This is a genomic window from Amycolatopsis sp. NPDC001319 (assembly GCF_042896185.1).
Classification (GTDB): Bacteria; Actinomycetota; Actinomycetes; order Mycobacteriales; family Pseudonocardiaceae; genus Amycolatopsis.
The window spans coordinates 1,087,654-1,109,472 of the sequence record NZ_JBIAWY010000001.1; the positions used below are offsets into that span (position 1 = coordinate 1,087,654).

17 protein-coding genes are annotated in these 21,819 nt (G+C 71.6%); 14 read left to right on the forward strand and 3 right to left on the reverse strand.

Annotation, left to right across the window (positions count from 1 at the left end):
* Window positions 1–552: 552 nt before the first annotated feature.
* From ACFY1H_RS05170 to ACFY1H_RS05200, 7 genes are all read left to right on the forward strand, one after another.
* The gene (locus ACFY1H_RS05170) at window positions 553–1,689 is read left to right on the forward strand and encodes a TadA family conjugal transfer-associated ATPase (protein ID WP_386944709.1); all 1,137 of its coding nucleotides are present in this window, start codon (window positions 553–555) and stop codon (window positions 1,687–1,689) included.
* Window positions 1,686–2,438, forward strand: coding sequence for a type II secretion system F family protein (locus tag ACFY1H_RS05175; RefSeq protein ID WP_386944711.1), 753 nt, complete (start codon window positions 1,686–1,688; stop codon window positions 2,436–2,438). The genes ACFY1H_RS05170 and ACFY1H_RS05175 overlap by 4 nt, the downstream gene beginning before the upstream one ends.
* A complete protein-coding gene (locus ACFY1H_RS05180) occupies window positions 2,435–3,127 on the forward strand; it encodes a type II secretion system F family protein (RefSeq protein ID WP_386944713.1) in 693 nt (230 codons plus the stop codon). Before ACFY1H_RS05175 ends, ACFY1H_RS05180 begins: the two co-directional genes overlap by 4 nt.
* A 31-nt stretch (window positions 3,128–3,158) precedes the next feature.
* Window positions 3,159–3,323 (forward strand): DUF4244 domain-containing protein, encoded by a 165-nt coding sequence (locus ACFY1H_RS05185; protein WP_220244842.1) that lies wholly within the window; start codon window positions 3,159–3,161, stop codon window positions 3,321–3,323.
* A complete protein-coding gene (locus ACFY1H_RS05190) occupies window positions 3,323–3,661 on the forward strand; it encodes a TadE family type IV pilus minor pilin (RefSeq protein WP_366588821.1) in 339 nt (112 codons plus the stop codon). Before ACFY1H_RS05185 ends, ACFY1H_RS05190 begins: the two co-directional genes overlap by 1 nt.
* Complete coding sequence (locus tag ACFY1H_RS05195) at window positions 3,658–4,011, forward strand: Rv3654c family TadE-like protein (protein WP_386944715.1); 354 nt, start codon at window positions 3,658–3,660, stop codon at window positions 4,009–4,011. Before ACFY1H_RS05190 ends, ACFY1H_RS05195 begins: the two co-directional genes overlap by 4 nt.
* 421 nt (window positions 4,012–4,432) lie before the next feature.
* Window positions 4,433–5,053 (forward strand): bifunctional DNA primase/polymerase, encoded by a 621-nt coding sequence (locus ACFY1H_RS05200; RefSeq protein WP_386944717.1) that lies wholly within the window; start codon window positions 4,433–4,435, stop codon window positions 5,051–5,053.
* A 42-nt stretch (window positions 5,054–5,095) separates the two neighbouring features.
* Here the strand turns inward: ACFY1H_RS05200 and ACFY1H_RS05205 are convergent, their stop codons facing one another.
* Window positions 5,096–8,176: a DEAD/DEAH box helicase gene (locus tag ACFY1H_RS05205; RefSeq protein WP_386944719.1), complete on the reverse strand. Its 3,081-nt coding sequence runs from the start codon at window positions 8,174–8,176 to the stop codon at window positions 5,096–5,098.
* A 276-nt stretch (window positions 8,177–8,452) separates the two neighbouring features.
* Here ACFY1H_RS05205 and ACFY1H_RS05210 point away from each other — a divergent pair, with 276 nt between their 5' ends.
* A complete protein-coding gene (locus ACFY1H_RS05210; protein ID WP_366588811.1) occupies window positions 8,453–10,714 on the forward strand; it encodes a sodium-translocating pyrophosphatase in 2,262 nt (753 codons plus the stop codon).
* A gap of 160 nt (window positions 10,715–10,874) precedes the next feature.
* Window positions 10,875–11,459, forward strand: a complete 585-nt coding sequence (locus ACFY1H_RS05215; RefSeq protein WP_386944721.1) for a hypothetical protein — start codon at window positions 10,875–10,877, stop codon at window positions 11,457–11,459.
* Between the two features lie 885 nt (window positions 11,460–12,344).
* Here ACFY1H_RS05215 and ACFY1H_RS05220 read toward each other — a convergent pair.
* A complete protein-coding gene (locus ACFY1H_RS05220; protein ID WP_386944723.1) occupies window positions 12,345–12,800 on the reverse strand; it encodes a MarR family winged helix-turn-helix transcriptional regulator in 456 nt (151 codons plus the stop codon).
* Between the two features lie 52 nt (window positions 12,801–12,852).
* Between ACFY1H_RS05220 and ACFY1H_RS05225 the strand changes: the two genes are divergently transcribed.
* Window positions 12,853–14,160, forward strand: a complete 1,308-nt coding sequence (locus tag ACFY1H_RS05225) for an MFS transporter (protein WP_386944724.1) — start codon at window positions 12,853–12,855, stop codon at window positions 14,158–14,160.
* A gap of 70 nt (window positions 14,161–14,230) precedes the next feature.
* On the forward strand, window positions 14,231–14,950 hold the full coding sequence (locus tag ACFY1H_RS05230) for a hypothetical protein (RefSeq protein ID WP_386944726.1): 720 nt from the start codon (window positions 14,231–14,233) through the stop codon (window positions 14,948–14,950).
* On the opposite strand, the gene ACFY1H_RS05235 is transcribed toward ACFY1H_RS05230, so the two are convergent.
* The gene (locus ACFY1H_RS05235; protein ID WP_386944728.1) at window positions 14,947–15,762 is read right to left on the reverse strand and encodes a serine protease; all 816 of its coding nucleotides are present in this window, start codon (window positions 15,760–15,762) and stop codon (window positions 14,947–14,949) included. The genes ACFY1H_RS05230 and ACFY1H_RS05235 overlap by 4 nt on opposite strands.
* Window positions 15,763–16,079: 317 nt before the next feature.
* Here ACFY1H_RS05235 and topA point away from each other — a divergent pair, with 317 nt between their 5' ends.
* From topA to ACFY1H_RS05250, 3 genes are all read left to right on the forward strand, one after another.
* Window positions 16,080–18,968, forward strand: a complete 2,889-nt coding sequence (topA, locus tag ACFY1H_RS05240) for a type I DNA topoisomerase (RefSeq protein ID WP_366588797.1) — start codon at window positions 16,080–16,082, stop codon at window positions 18,966–18,968.
* A gap of 71 nt (window positions 18,969–19,039) precedes the next feature.
* The gene (locus ACFY1H_RS05245; protein WP_386944730.1) at window positions 19,040–20,179 is read left to right on the forward strand and encodes an MFS transporter; all 1,140 of its coding nucleotides are present in this window, start codon (window positions 19,040–19,042) and stop codon (window positions 20,177–20,179) included.
* A gap of 633 nt (window positions 20,180–20,812) precedes the next feature.
* On the forward strand, window positions 20,813–21,466 hold the full coding sequence (locus ACFY1H_RS05250) for an ESX secretion-associated protein EspG (RefSeq protein WP_366588841.1): 654 nt from the start codon (window positions 20,813–20,815) through the stop codon (window positions 21,464–21,466).
* Window positions 21,467–21,819 lie beyond the last annotated feature (353 nt).

A 21,819-nucleotide genomic window follows, 5' to 3' on the forward strand; every position in this document is an offset into this window, starting at 1 on the left:
GCCCCGTCCTCGCTTCCGGTGGCGGCTTGTGATGCGAGCGTGCATGGGCTTCTCGGCCGCCTCGTCGTGGCCGGGCTTCACCGAGCCCCGGCCTCGCTTTCCTCGGGGGCTTGTGATGCAGCCGTGTAAGGGCTTCTCGGCCGCCTCGTCGTGGCCGCCCTCCGCCCAGCCCCGTCCTCCATCTCCGCGGCGGCTTGTCATGCGAGCGTGCACGGGCCTCTTGGCCACCTCGTCAGGCGGCAGCGTGGCCGACCGACGCCACGACCGCACTCACCGAAATCCGACCTCCGCACGCGTCCGCCTTGGCGCTAGTGGCGCGGCCTTGCCGACCGAACTCCTCTTGCGGCACTCGTTGCGGTGTGGGCCGTAGGCCGCGCTGCCGGTAAGTCCTCCGTCGTTCCGGCCGCTCGATTGTGTTCCCGAGCCGAGTTCGCCCATCGCGCACCTGCGCTCAACAGTTCGAGTGGTCCCTCTTTCTTTTCCTTCACCACCAACCCATTCGCCCTGCGATGCCGGGAGCCCAGCCATGCCCACTTGTCCGAAGCCGCCGACATGACCACCGAATTCGTCGAGCGCGTCCGCAACCGCCTCGCCGGTGAGAGCCGTCTGGCGGACCCCGTCGCCGTCGCGGAGGCCGTGCGGGCGGAGGCCGGCGGCACGCTCAGCCACGATGCCGTCCTCGACGCCGTCCGCCAGGCTCACGACGAGTTCGTCGGTGCGGGCCCGCTGGCGCCGCTGCTGGAGGACCCCGCCGTCACCGACGTCCTCGTCACCGCACCCGACCAGACCTGGACCGACGGCGACTCCGGCCTGACCCGCACCGACGTCCGCTTCGCCGACGAAGAAGCCGTCCGCCGCCTGGCGCAGCGTCTGGCCCTCGCCGCGGGTCGGCGGCTCGACGACGCACAGCCCTATGTGGACGGTTGGCTTCCCGTCCCGGGTGGACACGTCCGAGTCCACGCCGTGCTGCCGCCCATTGCCCCCAACGGCACCTGCCTGTCCCTGCGCGTCCTCCGCCCGGCCACGCACACGCTCGACACCCTGACCTCACTCGGCGTCGTCAACGAGGAAGGCGCCGACATCCTCCGCTCGATCATCACGCGCCGCCTCGCGTTCCTGGTCACGGGCGGCACCGGCGCCGGCAAGACGACCCTCCTCAGTGCACTCCTGGCCGAGGTCAGCCCGCGCGAACGCATCATCTGCGTCGAGGACGCCGGCGAACTCCGCCCCGCGCACCCGCAGTTCGTCAGCCTCGTCGCGCGCCCGGCCAACGTCGAAGGCGCCGGCGCCGTCGAGCTGCCCGAGCTCGTCCGCCAAGCCCTGCGCATGCGCCCCGACCGCCTGGTGGTCGGCGAAGTCCGCGGCGCCGAAGTCTGCTCCCTCCTCAACGCCCTCAACACCGGCCACGACGGCGGCGCCTGCACCCTCCACGCCAACTCGCCCTCCGAGGTCCCCGCCCGCCTCGAAGCGCTCGCCTCCCTGGGCGGCCTCACCGGCGACGCCCTCCACAGCCAACTGGCCGCCGCCATCCGCGTCGTCCTCCACCTCCGCCGCGACCCCACCGGCGCCCGCCGCCTCACCGAAATCGCCAGCCTCCACCGCACCACCGCAACCACCCACACCACCCCCATCTGGCGCGACGGCCACTGGACCCCCTACCGCCCCCTCTTCGAGGAGGCGACCGCATGATCACCGCCTGGCCATTCCTCTGTTTCGGCACCGCCCTCCTCACCTGGCCCACCCTCCCGAGCCGCCTGCTCGCACCACCGCGGCGACGGCTCACCATCCCCACGCCGCCGCGTCAGGCCGTCTGGGTGCTGCCGACACTCCTCGCCCTCCCGCTCGCCGGGGTCGGAGCGGCGGTGGCGACCGCCCTGATCACCGTCGCGGCGAGGCAGGAATGGCGCAACAGAAAGGAAACCGCCGCAACGCTCACCCGGGCCGAGCAGACGTCCGCCGCGCTCCGCACGATGGTCGCCGAGCTGCGGGCCGGCGCTCACCCGGTGCTCGCGGCTGAAGCGGCGGCCGAAGCAGTCCCCGCGGTAGCCGGAGAACTCACCAACCTCGCCACCGCCGCGAGACTCGACGGCGCGCTCGAATCCCGAGAACTCCCGGAACTCGCCGCGGCCTGGGCCCTCGCCCGACGGCACGGCCTCCCCATCGCAGACACCCTCGACGCCACCCGCCGCGACCTCGACGCCGCCACCACGTTCGCCCGGCGGCTCCACGCCAAGATGGCCGGCCCGCGGATGAGCGCGACCGTCCTGACCGGGCTGCCGGTCCTGTGTCTCGCCATGGGGCAGGCCATCGGTGCCGAGCCGCTGACCGTCCTCACCCACACCGTCCTCGGACAGCTGTTCCTCGTCGCCGGCGCCGCGCTGCTCTGGGCGGGCACCGCCTGGTCCCGAGCGCTCACCGGCCGTCGGGAGATCCGATGACGCCTTACGTCCTCGCCGCCGTCGCGCTCCTCGTCTGGCCGAGCGCTCCGAAGCCGCGGAGCCTCGCGCCGCCAACCACCTGGCGACCCAAGCTCCCGGGCCTCCGCACGAGACACGCCCTCGCGGCCGCGATCGCCGGCGCATCCGTGGCCGTAGTCGCCGGACCAGCGGGCGGCGCACTGGCTGGAGCAACAGCCTGGTGGCTCCTCCACCGCTCGCGTCGGCCCAAACCCGGCGACGACGTCACCGAACGTCTGAACTCTGCCGCCACCCTCGACCTCCTCGGCGCCTGCCTCCAGACGGGCCTGCCGGTGCCGACGGCCCTCGAAGCCGTCAGCGCCACCGCGCCCGAGCACACGGCGACCGCGATGAAGGCCACCGCCAACCTCCTCGCCCTCGGCGCCGGGCCGGCCGAAGCCTGGGCCCAGCTCAAAACCCGGCCCGGGTTCGAGGAGCTGTCGGTCGCCGCGACGCGAACGGCCCGGTCCGGCGCGGCGCTCGCGGCGACGGCCGACGAAGTCTCCCGCCGCCTGCGTGACGGGATCGGCGTCGAGGCCGAGGAACGCGCGGAACGGGCCGGGGTCGCCCTGGCGCTGCCGGTGGGGCTCTGTTTCCTCCCCGCGTTCTTCGTGCTCGGCGTGCTGCCGGTGGTGCTCGGCCTGGCCGAGCGGATCGGGAGCGTGTTGTAGATGAATCCACAATGGACAGAAAGGACCGACCATGCACTTCCTCCCCGGAGACGAGGGCACCACCACGGCGGAGTACGCCATCGGCACGGTGGCCGCGGCGGCGTTCGCGCTCGCGCTGTTCGTGCTGCTCAGCGGCGACTCGATCAGCACGGCGCTGTCGGGTCTCGTGCAGCGGGCCCTCACGGTGGCGACCTGATGGCCGGCCGTCGCCGGGACGGCGGGATGGTCACGGTCGAAGCCGCCCTTTCGCTGGGCGCGCTCACGGCCGTGGTGGCTCTGCTGCTCGCCGGCCTCGCGGCGGTCCTCGGGCACATCCGGTGCCTCGACGCCGCCCGCGAAGCCGCGCGCCTGGCCGCCGCCGGACAGCCCGGTGCGGCCGAGGCCGTCGTGCAGACGATCGCGCCCCGCGGCGCGCGCCTCACCATCCGCCGGTCCGGCGACGGCATCACCGCCGAGGTCACCACCGAGACCCTCACCGGCTTCCACCTGGACGCCAGCGCTTACGCCGTCGCCGAACCCGGAGTGCAGCAATGAAGGACAGCGACGACGGCGTCGCCACCGTGTGGACGGCCATCGTGATCGCCGCGCTCGTCGGCCTCGCCGCGGCGGGGTGCTGGCTCGGCGCAGCCGTGGCGGCGAGGCACCGCGTGGAAGCCGCCGCCGACCTCGGCGCGCTGGCCGCTGCCGCGCACGCCGCCGACGGCCCCGCCCGGGCCTGCGACCGCGCTCGCGAGGTGGCCGACCACGAGGGCGCGGTCGTCACGGCTTGCAGCTGGCACGAGCGTGACGCCCTCGTCGAGGTGCGAGCTGCAAGTCCACCCGTTCCCGGCTTGCCGCCGCCCTCGGCGCGGGCCCGGGCCGGCCCCGTCGGCCTCCCGGAGTGACGCCCGCCACCGCTCGTCCGCGCGTCTTCACGACGAGTGGCGGGCGATGTGGATCATCGCCGAGCCCATCAGACGCACTGTCTCGACGAGCGGCCAACAGCCACGAGCAGCGGTAGCTGACGCACGGCGAGCGGTTAAAACCGCTGGTGAGAGGCGTAAACGACGTGGTGCGCCTTGGCGGTCGCGAAGGGCGGTGAAAGTGTCAACCCGCGTGCTGGAGGGCCTCAGCGGGGGCTCAGCGGCCGATCATCGGCTGTCCGTTATCGGCCGAGCGGTGCACTACCGGGCGTTCATCGCCCAGTAACCACCGGTTGTCGCGCGGCTCTTCCGCGCAATGTGCAAATTGCCGTTTAGTGAGACGTGCGCCACCAACGGCCCCGACCCGGGTGGCGCGAAACCGGACCTTGAAGGCAGGAAAGCAATGTTGGACGCGAATTGGCCGGACAGCTGGCGGAGCGCCTTCCGCATCGAACTTCGTGCGGAGGCGATCGGCCTCGCCTGGCGCGGCTGGCCGGTGCTCCCGGGGGCGACCCCGGCGCCGATCACCGGTGACGGCGACGACCTCACGTGGCGCCGGCCGGTGCCGGTGCGGGACGACTGGCGCGAGCTGGTCGGCACCCACGCCCACGAGGTCGCCACCTGGTTCTCCGACCGCACCCACAGCCTGCTCGTGGCCACGGGCACGGTCGTCGACGCCATCGAGGTCGACGACGAGCTGGGCAAGCGCGCCGCCCGCCTGCTGCGTGCCCTCGGGCACCCCGCGCCGATCGTCGCGATGCCCAACGGCCGCTGGCTGTTCCTCACCACGCCCACCGACCACATCCCGGCCGAGCTCGCCGAGCAGGCTTCCGTGCAGTGGCACGGTGCCGGCAGCTACATCCCGCTGCCGCCGTCGCCGTTCCAGCACGGTGTCGTGCACTGGCGCGTGAAGCCCGAGGTGTGCGGCTGGCAGCTGCCCGACCCGTCCGAGGTGCACGACGTGCTCATGCGCGCCCTCGCCGACGAGCACGCGCCGCTGCTCGCGGAGACCACCGCTGCCTGACCGGTTCGACCCCGGCAAGCAGCGTCGACAACTGAAGAGATTTCACGCACCACCGTGGCCGCACCGCTCCCCGTGCTGACGCAAAGCCCCAAGCACGGTATCCAGTACGGCCACCGCCCCTGCCTTGTCCAGCGGTTCGTTGCCGTTCCCGCACTTCGGCGACTGAACGCAGGACGGGCAGCCCGTCGGGCACTCGCAGGAGACGATCGCCTCCCGCGTTGCGGCCAGCCACGGGACAATCGCGGCATAACCGCGGTCGGCAAATCCCGCACCCCCGGGATGCCCATCGTGCACGAACACCGTTGCCTCCCCGGTGTCCTCGTGCCACGCGGTAGACACCCCGCCGATGTCCCAGCGGTCGCACGTAGCGAACAGCGGTAGCAGGCCGATCGCCGCGTGCTCGGCGGCATGCAGGGCACCGGGGACGCGCGCCGGAACCAATCCGGCGCCCCCCGGTGCTCTGCCAGCACCCCCGGTCCCCACCGGCGCCCCACCCTCGGCCCCGACCCGAGCGCCTCCGGTCCCCACCGGCGCGACGGCCTCGGCCCGAGCCTCAGCACCAGCCCCGCCCTCAGCACCCCCGGTCCCCGCCGATACGACCTCCGCACCCGCGGCGTCGCCCAGAGCACCCCCGGTCCCCACCGACTCCACACTCTCGGCCCCGACCCGAGCGCCTCCGGTCCCCACCGGCGCGACAGTCGCACCCGCGGTTTCAGGAGCACCTTCGGTCCCCACCGGATCGAGGTCATCGGCCTCGATCCGCGCGCCCCCGGTCCCCGTCGGCGCGATGGTCGCACCCACGGCCTCGTCACGAGCACCCTCGGTCCCCGCCGAAGCCACCTGCACCGCAGGCGACTCCTGTACCGGCCGGCCCTTGTCGACTTCCGGCGACACTTGCTCCGTCGGCCCCGGCTCCATCCGGCTACCTCGCCCGGCATTCGGCACGTGAGCGCCCGAAGCCGCATTGCCGGCCTCGTCCGGCTCAAACTCTTCCTGGCCGCGGGTGGCTGGCGTCGAAGCGCTGCGGTCCGCGGCCGAAGCTTCCGGTTCCACCCGAGCGCGTTCGACCCGTGCAGAAGCTGCAGCGTCGGACGCCGTCTTCCCGGCGGTCCCGACCGCAGCGTCTCCCGCCCCCGCCGGCGCGACCGCACCGGGCCGAGCCGTGCCCACGACACCGGTCCCCACCCGATAAGACGGGCCGAGCAGATCGCTGGTGACCGTGTACCAGACGGCGCGCGTGTGCAGGCTTTGTTGCGGTAGGTCCAGCGGCGTGTGGTCCAGCACCTCACCCGACGGGCGGCGGCGCAGGTAGCCGACGACCTGCGACGTCACCGCGACCTCGCCCAGGCTCACCGTGACGCCGCCGTGGGTGCACTGCTCCTGGGTGGACAGCACCGAGATGTCCACGACCTCCCGCGGCGACGTGTGCCAGTCCGGGTCCTCGGCGTGCACGAGGGCGAGGCCGGTCTCGAGGTCGAGCTCGTCGACGACGTACGACGAACCCTGGTGCAGGTACACCGCACCCGGGTGCACCGCGTAGCAAGCCGACCCCGGGTCGACGGTGCCGAGCATGCGCCCGGAATCCGCTTCCACCACGGCGATCTGGTCGCCGCCCGAGCCGCGGATGCCGACTTCCGCGTGGGGGCGGTCGCGGGCGGTCCAGTACCAGCCGCTGGACCGGCGGCGCAGCAGCTTCTCCTCCGCCAGGTCCGCGAGCACCGCGCGGGCCGCCGCACCGCCGAACATCGGCAGCTCCGGTTCCGTCAGAGGCAGCTCCGCGACCGCGCACGCGAGCTGCGGCCCGAGCACGTACGGGTTCGTCGGGTCGAGCACGGCCGTCTCCACCGGACGCTCCAGCAACGCCGCCGGGTGGTGCACCAGGTACGTGTCGAGTGGGTCGTCGCGGGCCACGAACACGACCAGCGCCTCGTCGCCCGAGCGGCCCGCGCGTCCGGCCTGCTGCCAGAACGATGCCAGCGTGCCCGGGTAGCCGGCGAGCACCACGGCGTCGAGGCCCGCGATGTCGACGCCGAGCTCCAGCGCGTTGGTGGTCGCCACCCCCAGCAACCGGCCGGACAACAGCGCGGCCTCCAGCGCGCGACGCTCCTCCGGCAAGAACCCGGATCGGTACGCCGCAACGGTTTCCGCCAGCGCAGGGTCCACTTCGGACAGAAGGCGCCGCGCGCCCAATGCCGTGAGCTCCGCCCCGCGCCGCGAGCGCACGAAAGCCAGCGAACGCGCGCCTTCCACCACGAGGTCCGTGAGGATCCGCGCCGTCTCCACGCCCGCCGAACGTCGCACCGGCGCGCCGTTCTCGCCCGTCAGCTCGTCGAGCAGCGGGGGCTCCCACAACGCGACCGTCCGCGCACCCCGCGGCGAAGCGTCCTCGGTGACCGCCGCGCAGGGCAGCCCCGTGAGCCGTGAAGCGAACTCCGCCGGCGAAGCCGTCGTCGCCGAGGCCAGCACGAACACCGGCGACGCCCCGTAGTGCGCCGCCACCCGCCGCAGCCGGCGCAGCAGCAGCGCGACGTGCGAACCGAACACCCCGCGGTAGCTGTGGCACTCGTCGACCACCACGTACGCCAGGTTCTTGAAAAACCGGGCCCACCGCGAATGCGACGACAGGAGGCCGCGGTGGAGCATGTCCGGGTTCGTGAACACCCAGTTCGCGTGCGCGCGCACCCAGTCGCGCTCGGTCATCGGGGTGTCGCCGTCGTACGACGCCGCCCGCACCTCGGGGACGTCCAAAGAGGACACCGAACGCAGCTGGTCAGCGCCCAGCGCCTTGGTGGGCGAGAGGTACAACGCGGTCGCCGCGGAACCCGTGGCCAGCGCGGACAGCACCGGCAGCTGGTACGCCAACGACTTCCCCGAAGCCGTACCTGTCGACACCACCACGTGGGACCCGGCGTGAGCCAGCGAAGCCGCCTCGACCTGGTGTTTCCAGGGAGTCTCGAGCCCGGAACCCGCGAACGCCGACACGACCGACGGCGCGGCCCACTCCGGCCACGCCGCGAAACCGGCTGCCCGCGCGGGAAGCTCGGCCACGTGCGTGACCGGGTTCTCGTTCACCGGGACCCCCGCCGTGACCCGGCTGAGCAGCCTCCGTCCTCGCTCGACCACGTGCCGCAGCTAAGCACAGGGCACCGACAAAACCGGCGCCAGATCGATCAAGTGAGCAATCACACAAGGTCACGGAACGTACTGTCACCGGGACGCGTTGCACGGCCGCTGAGCACTACCAATACACTCCCGCAATCCACACCCTCTGTGGCGATCGTCATGTGAGACGTGCATTGCCCGCACGGCTAGCGTGTCGCTCGGTACAGATCCCATGCCAGTGCAGGCACGCCGGGTACGACGAGTCCGCATTGGCCAACGGCGTTCCCAGGAGGACGAATGTCCCGGCAGTTCCTCGCGGAGGGCGGTCTCACGCTCTCCGGGGGTGGCTACACCATCGTCGGTGTGGTCGCCGTGGTCGCCCTTGCCGCACTCGCCATCGGTTACGTGCTGCTCAGGGAGGTGCTGGCCGCGGGCCAGGGCACCGCCAAGATGCAGGACATCGCCAAGGCGGTGCAGGAAGGTGCGGCCGCATACCTGAAGCGGCAGCGCAACACCCTCGCCATCTTCGGCGTAATCGTGTTCCTGCTGCTGTTCGCGCTCCCCGCCGACGACTGGAACGAGCGCATCGGCCGCTCGATCTTCTTCCTCGTCGGCGCGGTGTTCTCGTTCACCATCGGCTACCTCGGCATGTGGCTCGCGACGCAGGCGAACCTGCGCGTGGCGGCCGCGGCGCGCGAAGAAGGCGGCCGCGAGATCGCGATGCGCGTGGCGTTCCGCACCGGCGGCGTGGTCGGCATGATCACCGTCGGCCTCGGCCTGTTCGGTGCCGCGATCGTCGTGCTCGTCTACACGGGCCAGGCCCCGAAGGTGTTGGAGGGCTTCGGGTTCGGCGCCGCGTTGATCGCGATGTTCATGCGTGTCGGCGGCGGCATCTTCACGAAGGCCGCTGACGTCGGCGCGGACCTGGTCGGCAAGGTCGAGCAGGGCATCCCCGAGGACGACCCGCGCAACGCGGCGACGATCGCCGACAACGTCGGTGACAACGTCGGCGACTGCGCCGGCATGGCGGCGGACCTCTTCGAGTCCTACGCGGTCATGCTGGTCGCCGCGCTGATCCTGGGCAGCTCCGCCTTCGGTTCCAGCGGCCTGATCTTCCCGCTCATCGTGCCGGCCATCGGTGTCATCACCGCCGTCATCGGCGTGTACATCACGAAGGCGCGCGCGGGCGAGGGTGGTCTCGTCACGATCAACCGCTCGTTCTACATCTCCGCGGTGATCTCCGCGGTGCTGTCGGCCGTCGCGGCGTTCGTGTACCTGCCGAGCAGCTTCTCCGACTTCGGTGCGGAGTTCGCCGGCAACAGCGGCAACCCGGCGGTCATCGCGACCGTCGCCGTGATCATCGGCATCGTGCTCGCCGCGATCATCCTGAAGCTCACGGGTTACTACACCGGCACCGAGCACAAGCCGGTGCAGGACGTCGCCAAGACGTCGGAAACCGGTGCCGCCACGGTGATCCTGTCCGGCATCTCGGTCGGTTTCGAGTCCGCCGTGTACACCGCGCTCGTGATCGGTGCCGCCGTGTTCGGCGCGTACCTGCTGGGTGGCGGCGTCGCACTGTTCGCCGTCGCGCTCGCCGGTACCGGCCTGCTGACCACCGTCGGCGTCATCGTCGCGATGGACACCTTCGGCCCGGTCTCCGACAACGCGCAGGGCATCGCCGAGATGTCGGGCGACGTCGACGAGAAGGCCGCGCAGATCCTGACCGAGCTGGACGCGGTGGGCAACACCACCAAGGCCATCACCAAGGGCATCGCGATCGCCACGGCGGTCCTCGCGGCCACGGCGCTGTTCGGGTCCTATTCGGATGCGATCACGAAGGCCGTGGGCGGCACGGGTGCGTTCATCGCCAACGTCGTGAACCCGTCGACGCTGGTCGGCGTGATCGTCGGCGCGGCTGTGGTGTTCCTGTTCTCGGGTCTGGCCGTCAACGCGGTTTCGCGTGCGGCCGGCGCGGTGGTGCAGGAAGTGCGCCGCCAGTTCCGCGAGATCGCCGGGATCATGGAGGGCACCACGCGGCCCGAGTACGGCAAGGTCGTGGACATCGTCACGCGCGACTCGCTGCGTGAGCTCGCCACGCCGGGTCTGCTCGCGGTGTTCGCCCCGATCGCCGTGGGCTTCGGCCTCGGCACGGGCGCGCTCGCCGGCTACCTGGCCGGTGCGATCGCCACCGGCACCCTGATGGCGATCTTCCTCGCCAACTCCGGTGGTGCCTGGGACAACGCCAAGAAGCTCGTCGAAGACGGCAACCACGGCGGCAAGGGCTCCGACGCGCACGAGGCCACCATCATCGGTGACACCGTGGGTGACCCGTTCAAGGACACCGCGGGCCCGGCCATCAACCCGCTGATCAAGGTGATGAACCTGGTCTCCGTGCTGATCGCGCCGGCGGTCGTCTCCCTGACGCTGGGCGGCGGCGCCGACACCACGTGGCGCATCGTGATCGCGGTCGTCGCGCTGGCGGTCATCGTCGCGGCGGTCGTCGTGTCCAAGCGACGCGGCACGGTCATCGAGAACACCCCGGCGGAGGCGAAAGCCTGATCCGCCGTATCGAACACCGTTTCGGGGCCCGGCGCGCCGCTCGCGTGCCGGGCCCCGGCGTGTCGGGAATTGCTCCCGCACTCCGGTGGGTGACTTGCGAATGATTCTCGGATCGGTACGGTCGGGGGCACCTGGACGTCGACGGGCAGGAGGTGTCGCGGTGCGGCCGCGGTCGACCGTTCTAGCCGCGCTGGTCACGGCACTCGGGATCGGCCTCGCCGGCTGCGGGCAGCAGCCGCCGGTGTCGCAGACCCACAGCGGTGGGCAGGCGGACCCCTCCAGCCAGGCCGACCCGGCCGCGAGATGGGCGGACGGCTACTGCTCGGCGGTCACCCACCTCGTGCGCACGCTCGCGAACCTGCCGGCGATCGACCCCAGCTCACCCGAACAGGCCTCCCGCACCTCGAGCCGGCTCCTGGCGTCCGTCGTCGACGGCATCGACCAGACCGTCGAGGGCCTCGACCGCGTCGGCCCCCCGCCGCTCCCCGGCGACGACCAGGCCCGCACCGACCTGCTCAAGCAGTTCTCGTCCGTCCGCTCGCGCGCCGACACCGCCCGCGAACGCCTCGACACCGCCACCGACGCCGCCACCACCAAAACCGCCCTCGGCGACGCCCGCGCCACCCTCGACGACGTCTCCGCCCTCGACGTCCTCCACGCCCTCAACGCGACGCCGGAACTCTCGGCCGCGGGGAAGCGGGCGCCGGACTGCCAGCAACTGGTGGTGCCGCCGGCGCCACGGTGACGACGTGGCTGTTGGGTTGGGTGGCTGAGGTGGCCGGGGTTGGCTGGCGCGCAGATCGAGGCGGGGTGTGGTGACGCCGGTCGCCGCCATCGGTGGGCCGCTCGCGCCCCTGCCGGTGAGCAGCGACGCAAGGCAGCGGCCCTGTTCCGCGGTGCTTCGCGAGACGTGACCGCCCGCGGTCGGGCTTTTGAGCCAGCCGGCGGTCGGTTGCTGTGCGGGCGGCGGTGCGCTGGTCGGACGCCAGCCGCTGTCGCTCGTGAAGGCACGTCGAGCAGTTCGTGACCGCTGCCGATGAGCAACGCCCCCCCCGGCGGCAACCCTGACCCGCGGTGCTTCGCGAGACGTGGCCGGCCGCGGTCGGGCTGTTGAGCCAGCCAGCGGTCGGCTGCTGCGCGAGTGGCGGTGGGCTGGTCGAACGCCGGCCGCTGGCCGTCGTTGGGACTGGTCGAGCAGCTCGTGCCTGCGTCCACTGAGCGACAGCGGCGCCCGGCGGCGACGGTGCTTCGCAAGACGTGAACGCCCGCGAACAGCCGGCTGAGCTAGTCGACGGTCGGCTGCTGCGCGAGTGGTTGTGAGCTGGTCGATCGTCGGTAACTGCCATTCATGGGACGCGTCGGCAGTTCGCGCCTGCGTTCGATGAGGTGCATTGACGCCGGTTGCGAGCCTGGTGTGCGTGGCGTGGCCGACGAGAGTCGGGGGAAGAGGTAGCCGACGGCTGCCCGCTGCGCGGGTGGCCGTGAGTTCGTTGAAGGTCGGCTGCTGCGCGACTGGCGGTGAGCTGGTCGCTGCCGGTGAGCTGCGGCGGCGTGTGGTGCAAGTCTTGTGCCGAGGCATCAGGCGTGGCCGGCCGCGTCACCGCGGACCAGGCGAGTGCGCCCGCGCTGACTAGCGCTCCAGGTCGAGTTCGGTCGTCAGTCGGATCAGGTAGGTGGCGAAGCGTTGGCGGTCGGTGGGCGACCAAGTGGCCGTGAGGTCGTTGAAGGTTCGGCGTTGCCATTGGTGCGAGGCGTTGAGCAGGTCGCGGCCGCTGTCCGTGAGTTCCAGTGATGCCCGGCGGCGGTCGTGGCCCGAGGTGCCGCGGGTGAGGTAGCCGGCGGCGGTTGCGTCGCGGACCATGCGGCTGGCGCCGGAGTGGTCGAGGCCGAGGTGGTGCGCCACGGTCGCGACGGTCACCTCGTCGGTGTGCTCGCTGCCCGTGTCGACGGCTTCGACCGCGAGGATGTGCTGCACGTGGCGCATCTCGCCCGTGAGTTCGGTCGATGTGCGCACGGTCCAGCGCCGGGACCAGTGCCTGACCAGGCGGAACAAAGCGGGGCCGGCTTCGGTGAGGGGTGGCGTCACGGCAGCCACCCTACCTTGACTGCGTGCGCTTCGCATGCATAACGTGTGCGATATGCACATACTTTCCCGTGGCCGCGACGCCGCGTTCGCCGCGCTCGTGCTGGGGATGCTGATGGCTTCGCTCGACACGAGCGTGGTGGTGGCGGTGTTGCCGTCGATCGGCGCGGACCTGGGTGATCCGGGCTCGGTGGGTGGGGTGACGGCGGCGTACCTGCTGGCGGTCGCGGTCGCCACGCCGGTGCACGGGAGTCTCGGTGATCGGTGGGGGCGGCGGCGGATGTTCGTCGGCTCGGTGACGACGTTCGCCGTCGGGTCGGTGGGGTGTGCGCTGGCGCCGGACCTGGCCGTGTTGATCGGGTTTCGCGCGGTGCAGGGGCTGGGTGGGGGCGGGCTGATCGTGGCCGCCGTCGCGGCCATGGCGGAGCTGTTCGATCGCGACGAGCTGGTGCGGCGGCAAGGCTGGCTGACGGCGGTGTTCGCGGTGTCGTCGATCGGTGGGGCGCCGTTGGGTGGCCTGTTGGCGGCCGTCGCGGGATGGTGGTCGATCTTCCTGATCAACCTGCCGATCTGTGTTGTGTCCCTATTCCTCGGGGCTCGCTCGGTGCCCGGGACGCGACGCGCGGGCCGAATCCGGTTCGATTGGGCGGGCGCGGTTCTGGTCGCGGTCGCCGGTGGGTGTGTCGTCATGCTCGGCAGCGGCGGCAGCGGTGAGGCGCCCGTCCTGGTGGCCGTCGCGCTGGTCGCGACCGTGGCCTTCGTGCAGGTCGAACGGCGTGCCACCGCGCCGCTCGTTCCACCCCGGCTGTTCGCCGACGCCGGCCTCGCACGGACTGTCGCCGTCACGTTCCTGACGGGTGTGGCGTTGTTCGGCAGCTTCACCTATGTCCCGCTCGCCCTCGGCGACGCGCGCCCGGTGGCCACGGGCCTGCTGCTCCTGCCGATGAGCGTCGGACAGGTGCTGGCGACGACGGGCTTCGCGGTACTCGCGCGCAGGTGGCCGAAGGTCACGGCGTGGGGCCGGTTCGGCCTGGTCCTCGGCGTGGCCGGACTCCTTGCCACGGCGGCACTCCCGCTGCTGGACCCGGCGAGAGTCGTCGGAGTCGTAGGGCTCACATGCAGTGGTGCCGCGCTGGGCCTGTCCATGCAGGCCTACACCCTGCTCGCGCAGTCCTGGGCACCGAAAGACATCCTCGGCGCCGGCATGGCCACGCTCACCTTCGCGCGCCAGATCGGCGGTTGCCTCGGCATCGCCGTCTTCGGCCTGCTCACGCTGCCCGCGGTGTTCCTCGCCGCCGCCGCCGCGATGGTGGTGGCCGCGGTCATCGCGCCGCGCGGAGCCGACGAACGCGTGCCGGCATGATCGCTCGATCGGCGAAAATCCGCCGCACAACCCTCGCGTCCGATCGAACTTGTGTTCTATCATGATCCGCGTGGATCGGACGATCTCGCTGTTCTCCGCAGACGCGAGCGGCCCGGGGCTTTCAGACCTGGCCGGCCTGCTGTGCTGCCAAGGGCAGATCACCGGCTTCGGGCGCACGGCGGCGCGGCTGTCCGTGGACGTCGACGAGCAGTGGCGCGCCCGGGTGCTGGCGCGCGAGTGCCGGCGGCGCGGGGCCGATGCGCAGGTGGCGGTTCGGGAGTGCGGGCGGCCACAGGTGCGGACGTCGTTCCGGGTCGACCTGCTGCCGCTGTCGGTGCAGTGGCTGCGGCGGGGCTGCTCGGGTCCGTCCGAAGACGATTCGGGCAAAGCGCTGCCCGAAGGCTTCCGGCTGAGCGGCGCGATGCTGCGCATGTGGGCGCTGGCCGCTGGGCGGCAGGGGCCGTCGGGCTACCTGCTGGGCATGGACCCGCTGGCGCCCCACCTGCACGACGATCTGCTGGCCGCGCTGGCACCGCTCGGCGTCCACGCGCGGTTGCTGGGGCCCAAGGCCGAGGAGCCTGCCGCGCGGTTGACCGGGCGGCGCAAGCTCGACGGGCTGCTGGAGCTCATCGGCGAGGCGCCCGCGGGCGCGGAGGCCGCGTGGCCCGAGCTGCCGGAGCTCCGCGAGGAAACCCGGCCCGAACGCACCGAAGGGGACTCACGTCGCGGCGGAGGCGGCGAGAGTCCCCTTCAGTATTTGCTGGGCGACGTCCTGGAGGCAGTCGGCTAAGGCTTCGGCAGCGTGCACCCGGCCCGGTTGAGGTCGATTTCGCTCGCCGCCGTCAGGCACGCGGGAATACCGAACGTCTCCTCGCCGTACTTGGTACCGGGATGCACGGTCACGTTCCCGGATCCGTCGACCTCACACGGGTTGTCGAGCGTGCAGCGCTGGCCGTCGTCGTTCGACGTGTTGTTCACGCCGATGACCTTGCCGGTCGCGGTCTCGACGATCGGGGAGCCGGACGTGCCGCCGATGGTCCTGCACTCGGGTGTGTAGCGGATCGAGTCCTTCCAGACCCAGCCGTTCTCGTGCAGCTCGTGCACGAACCCGTCGATCGAGCAGGAGTAGATGGTCCTCCAGTAGCCCGAGACCACGTCGATGTGCGTGCCCGCGGCCGGGTGCGCCGCCACCAGCTCGAGCGGGGAGACCCGGTACTTCTGCTTGATCGCCGCGTACGTCGTGTCGAGCTGGTAGAGCGACACGTCCGTGTCGGTCATGGTCGCGTACACGACCTTTTTGGCCCTCAGCGTCCCGAGTGAACTTTTGCCGTCCGACGACAGAAGGCTGAAGGTCCGAGTGGACCGCCGGCCGACGATGACCTCGCCGGGATCGGGGAAACCCGACTCCAGGCAGTGACCGTTGGAAAGTACGAGCGCGGGTGCCGTGTCCGGCGTTCCGGCCGGTTTGACGACCGAGCCGGAGCAGTTGGACAGCGCCACCGTGCCGGAGAACGTGGTGGTCGCGGCGCTCGCCTCGGGGGCGGTGACCAGGGCAAACGCGGCCACGGCCGCGAGCACGCCACCGAGCAGGCGTCGGGTCATGGTGGTTCCTTTCGGCTCGACGAGGTAGTAAGTGAAGCGGTGCCAACGTCGGGTCCACCACCGTCGAACGGAGGGTATCGGCGTGATCGCGAGATACCCTGCACGGCACGTGTCCGGAATCACGTGCTAGGTGTGGAGAGGAAACATCGCCGAGGTCACAGGCGATCCGACGGGCAGGGGCCGGGCGGCGTGTCAGGCCACCTAGCCGCTGCGCGGCCGGTGCGGGCGTGCACACTGGCAGGTCGAAGACGCGGGCGCAGCACCCCTCGTCGAGGGGTAAAAGGAGTGCCGCCGCCATCGAGGGCGATGGCGCGGGGATGAGTGGAGAGCAGGGCAGCGTGGCAGGAGCACGGACCAAGAAGGACGGCACCGGGACGAACGGCGCCGGGACTCGGCGGCTGGTGATCGTCGAGTCGCCTACGAAGGCCCGAAAGATCGCCCCCTACCTTGGCGGCAACTACGTCGTCGAGTCCTCCGTCGGGCACATCCGCGACCTTCCGCGCGGCGCGGCCGACGTGCCGGCCCAGTACAAGGGCGAGTCGTGGGCGCGCCTCGGCGTGGACATCGACAACGACTTCAAGCCGCTCTACATCGTCACGCCGGACAAGAAGTCCAAGGTCACCGAGCTCAAGGGCCTCCTGAAGGACGTCGACGAGCTCTACCTCGCCACGGACCCCGACCGCGAGGGCGAAGCCATCGCGTGGCACCTGCTCGAGACGCTCAAGCCCAAGGTGCCCGTGCGCCGCATGGTGTTCCACGAGGTCACCGAGCAGGCGATCCGCGCGGCCGCGGATGCCACCCGGGAATTGGACGTCGACCTCGTCGACGCGCAGGAGACCCGCCGCATCCTCGACCGCCTCTACGGCTACGAGGTCTCGCCGGTGCTGTGGAAGAAGGTCATGCCGAAGCTCTCGGCGGGCCGCGTGCAGTCCGTCGCGACGCGGATCGTGGTCGAGCGTGAGCGGGAGCGCATGCGCTTCACCTCGGCTTCGTACTGGGACATCTCCGCGACGATGGACGCCGGCGAGGACGCTTCGCCGCAGACGTTCCCGGCGCGCCTGGTCGGCGTCGACGGCGCCCGCCTGGCCACCGGCCGCGACTTCGACTCCGACGGTCAGCTCAAGGGCACGGCCAAGGAGATCCGCGTGCTCGGCGAGGCCGAGGCGCAGGCCCTGACGCAGGCGCTGGCCAACCGCGACTTCACCGTGTCCAGCGTCGAGGAGAAGCCGTACACGCGGAAGCCGTACGCGCCCTTCATGACCTCGACGCTGCAGCAGGAAGCGGGCCGCAAGCTGCGCTTCACGTCCGAGCGCACGATGCGGATCGCGCAGAAGCTGTACGAAAACGGTTACATCACCTACATGCGTACCGACTCGACCACGCTGTCGGAGTCGGCGATCTCGGCCGCCCGCAGCCAGGCGACGCAGCTGTACGGCAAGGAGTACGTGTCGCCTTCGCCGCGGCAGTACACGCGCAAGGTGAAGAACGCGCAGGAAGCCCACGAGGCGATCCGCCCGTCCGGCGAGGTGTTCCGCACGCCGGGCCAGGTCGCGGGCGAGCTGGACTCCGACGAGTTCCGCATGTACGAGATGATCTGGCAGCGCACGATCGCGTCGCAGATGGCCGACGCGAAGGGCACCACGATGTCGGTGCGCATCGTCGGCACGGCGACCTCGGGCGAGGAGTGCACCTTCGCCGCTTCGGGCCGCACGATCACCTTCGCCGGCTTCCTGAAGGCCTACGTCGAGGCCGTCGACACCGAGGCCGGCGGCGAGGCGGACGACAAGCAGAGCCGCCTGCCGGTGCTGGTGAAGGACCAGGGGCTGACCGCGTCCGACCTGTCGGCCGACGGCCACACCACCTCGCCGCCCGCGCGCTACTCCGAGCCCAGCCTCGTGAGCAAGCTGGAAGAGCTGGGCATCGGCCGCCCGTCGACGTACGCGTCGATCATCAAGACCATCCAGGACCGCGGCTACGTGTGGAAGAAGGGCTCCGCCCTGGTGCCCTCGTGGGTCGCGTTCGCCGTGATCGGCTTGATGGAGCGGCACTTCGAGCGCCTGGTGGACTACAACTTCACCGCCGGTCTCGAGGACGAGCTCGACCGCATCGCCAACGGCGACGAGCAGCGCGTGGAGTGGCTCCAGAAGTTCTACTTCGGCGGCGACTTCGGCGTGGAGGGCTCGGTCGGGCGGCTCGGCGGGCTGAAGAAGCTGGTCGACGGCAGCGTCGAGGGCATCGACGCGCGCGAGATCAACTCGATCCCGCTGTTCAACGACGCCGACGGGCACAAGGTCGTCGTGCGCGTGGGCCGCTACGGGCCGTACCTGGAGCGCGAGGTCGACGGCCAGTCGCAGCGCGCCAACCTGCCCGAGGACCTGCCGCCGGACGAGCTGACGTCGGAGATCGCGGAGAAGCTGTTCGCGACGCCGCAGGAAGGCCGTCAGCTGGGCGTCGACCCGGTGAGCGGGCACGAGATCGTGGCGAAGGAAGGCCGCTTCGGCCCGTACGTCACCGAGGTGCTGCCCGAGCCGGAGCCGCTGCCCGAGGGCGCGACGGCCGCGCAGAAGAAGGCCGCCAAGGCGAAGCAGCCGAAGCCGCGTACGGGCTCGCTGTTCAAGTCGATGTCCATCGAGACGATGACGCTCGAAGACGCGCTGAAGCTGCTGTCGCTGCCGCGGGTCGTGGGCAAGGACCCGGAGTCGGGTGACGAGATCACCGCGCAGAACGGGCGCTACGGGCCGTACCTGAAGAAGGGCACGGACTCGCGCTCGATCCAGACCGAGGACCAGCTGTTCTCGATCACGCTGGAAGAGGCGCTGAAGATCTACTCGGAGCCGAAGCAGCGGGGCCGCTCGGCCACGGCCAAGCCGCCGCTGAAGGAGCTCGGCGACGACCCCGTGTCGGGCAAGCCGATGGTGGTCAAGGACGGCCGCTTCGGCCCGTACGTCACTGACGGCGAGTACAACGCGACGCTGCGGAAGTCCGACAGCATCGAGGAGCTGACGGCCGAGCGCGGCGCGGAGCTGCTGGCGGAGAAGCGGGCGAAGGGCCCGGCCCCGAAGCGCCGCACCACGACGACGCGCAAGGCGCCGGCGAAGTCCACGGCGGCGAAGTCGGCTTCGGCCACGAAGTCGGCCGCTGCGGCGAAGACGACGACGGCCAAGAAGGCGCCCGCGAAGAAGGCGAGCACCGCGAAGGCCAAGTAGCAGGCGGAGTTTCCGTCGGGGCCACCCGAGACTTTCGGGTGGCCCCTTCTTCGCGTCTGGGGGACGTTTCGATGCAGGAGACGCGGCGTGTGCGGGCGGCCGTTTCGGTGGTGTTCGCGGTGTGCGGGGCGGCGTTCGCCACGTGGGCCGCGCGGATCCCAGCGGCGCAGGCCCACGCGGGGCTGAGCGCGGGGCAGCTGGCGATCGGCCTGTTCGGCCTGGCGGCCGGGTCCGTGGTGGCGCTGGTGGCGGCCGGGCCGTTGCTCACGAAGATCGGCAGCCGACGGGGTGTCGTGGCCGGGGCCACGGTGCTGTGCGCGGGCCTGCCGCTGGCCGCGCTGGCGTCGGACCTGGTCGCTTTCGTGGGTGCGCTCGTGGTGCTCGGCGTGGGCAACAGCCTGCTCGACGTGTCGATGAACGCCCACGCCGCGCGCGTCGAGGAGGCGTACGGGCGGCCGATCTTCGCGGGGTTCCACGCGTTCTGGAACGTCGGCGGGCTGCTGGGCTCCGGCGTCGGCGCGCTGCTGGAGCGCGTGCCGATCGGGGTGCACTTCACCGTGACCGGCGTGGTGCTGCTGGTGGTCGCGCTGGCCGCGTCGACGCGTTTCCTGCCGGGCGCCGACCGCGGCCAGGGCGACGCGGCGTTCGCGCTGCCGGGCAAGGCGCTGATCCCGCTCGGGGTGATCGCGTTCTGCGGCTTCGTGGCCGAGGGGACGGTGAACGACTGGAGCGCGGTTTACCTGCGCGACGTCACGGTCGCGTCGGCTGCTCTGGCGTCGCTGGGGTACTTCGCGTTCTCGATCACGATGATCGCGGTCCGGGTGGTGGCCGACCGGCTGGTGGCGAGGTTCGGGGTGGTGCTCTTCATGCGGGTGGCGACCTTGGTGACGGTGGCCGGGTTCGTGCTGGTGGTCGCCGTGCCGGTGCCGGGGTTCGCGGTGGCCGGGTTCGCCGTGGTGGGACTCGGGGTGTCCGGCATGGTGCCGCTGGCGTGGAGCGCGGCCGGTCGCAAGCAGCCTTCCGCGCCGGGGCGCGCGATCGCGGCCGTGGCGGCGTGCGGCTACTTCGGCTTTCTCGTCGGGCCGGTCCTCATCGGCGCCCTGGCCGGCGGCATCGGGCTGCACTGGACTTTGGGCGTGGTCGGGGCGCTGGTGGTGTCGGTGTACTTCCTGGCTCCGACCATGCGGGCGGCCCCGGTTCCGGCCCGCTGACCGACCGTTCGGCGCAAGGTGGCGGCGAGTCGAACAAAAGTTCGAAAAATTGTCGGTACCAGGGTGTTCAATGGAGGGGTGAGTTCAGCGACCGCAGTCTTCGACGTCATCGACGAAGTCATCGCGCCGCTCCGGGCCGAGGTTCCGGAGCGGCCGTCGGTGATGGAGTTCTACGACCCGCAGTTCACGGTGCCACCCGTGCTGGAGGGGGTGGGTGGTTCCGGTTCCGGTGGTTCGGGGCCGCCTGGGAGCCGGGGTTCTCGTGGCCCGGGGTCCCGTGGTGGTACGGATTCCCGAGGCGATGGGGAGGCCGGTGGAGGTTTCGGTTCCGGTGCTGTCGGAGGCACGGGCTTTTTCGGAGGCTCAGAGTCTCGGGGCGGGTCGGGGTCGTCCGGCGGTGCGGATGGCTGGGGCCTTGGCTCGGAGGGCTCGGGGCAGCCTGGTGCCGGGGACGCTCGGGGCGGTTCGGGGTCTGCGGAAGGCCGGGATCCTCGGGACGGCTCGGGTGAGTCCGGGGCGCGGGGTGACTCGGGAGGTGCCGGGGCTGACGGTGCTTCTGGGTCTTCTGGGTCTTCTGGGGCCTCGGGGACTTCTGGGTCTTCGGGCGCGGAAGAGCTGAGCCTGGCCGACCAGGTGCGGCAGTCGTTCGGGCCCACGCTGGTGCCTTCGTTGATCGAGGAGATCGAGCAGTACACGCGGTTCGTGGCGGGCATGGCGGAGCTCGGCCTGGTGCCCGAGGGCCAGGTGACGGCGGAGGCCGTCGGGCTCTACCGCGTGCTGCGGGGCGGCTTCATCCGCGGCGTGGTGACCGGTGTTTTCCCGGCGCGCCCGGAGCCGTGGGAGGTGCGCTTCTTCGGCGACGAGGACTACACCACCGTGATGAGCAAGCTGGGCCGCCGCGCGCGGCTGCGGTCCGGCCTGCTCAGCGCCCTGCCGGGCTGGGTGTTCGACGGGCTGCCGGACCGTCCGCCGGGGCCGGGGCCGGCCATCCGCATCGAGACCGACCGCAGCGGCCTCGTCCCGCGCGCCGCGTGGGGCTCGCTCGACGTCATCCGCGCCGCCGTCGCCCGCCCGCGCCTCGGCACGGTGCTCGTCGACCTGGCCGTGCGCGACGCCGTCCTCGCCGAGTACCCGCACGGCGCCTTCGGCCTCGTCGACAACGACCAGGGCCGCTACCAGTTCCGCGCCGCCGCCCGCCCCGACGGCGGCTGGCTCATGACCTGGGAACCCGCCACCCGCACCACGGCGGAAGCCTGGATCGTCGAGGCGGTGCGCAACCATGCCTGACCCGCACAACACCCGGCCTAGGCCTTCGGGCATCGGGAACGGAGGTGAAGGCGACCGGCATTGAGGGTGCCTGGCCGACCCGCTGGAGCCACGCGCGCCGCTACGGCTCCGGGCTTGCTCGGCGGTCGCCTCGCCGCCGTCCCGGCCGAGCACGGCAGACCGGCGCAGCATCCACCTGAACCGGGACTGCGGACTGTGGCGGATCGGGGTCCGCCGGGCGGGTGAGCTTGGCCTGATCGCCGGCCGAACGGGAGGTGTGGACCGTCGTCGCGGCTGAGGCGATTCGGCGGCGAAGCTCGACCCGTCGCCGACCTGCGATCGCGGACGGTGGCGAGGCAGGTGCTCTCCGGGCG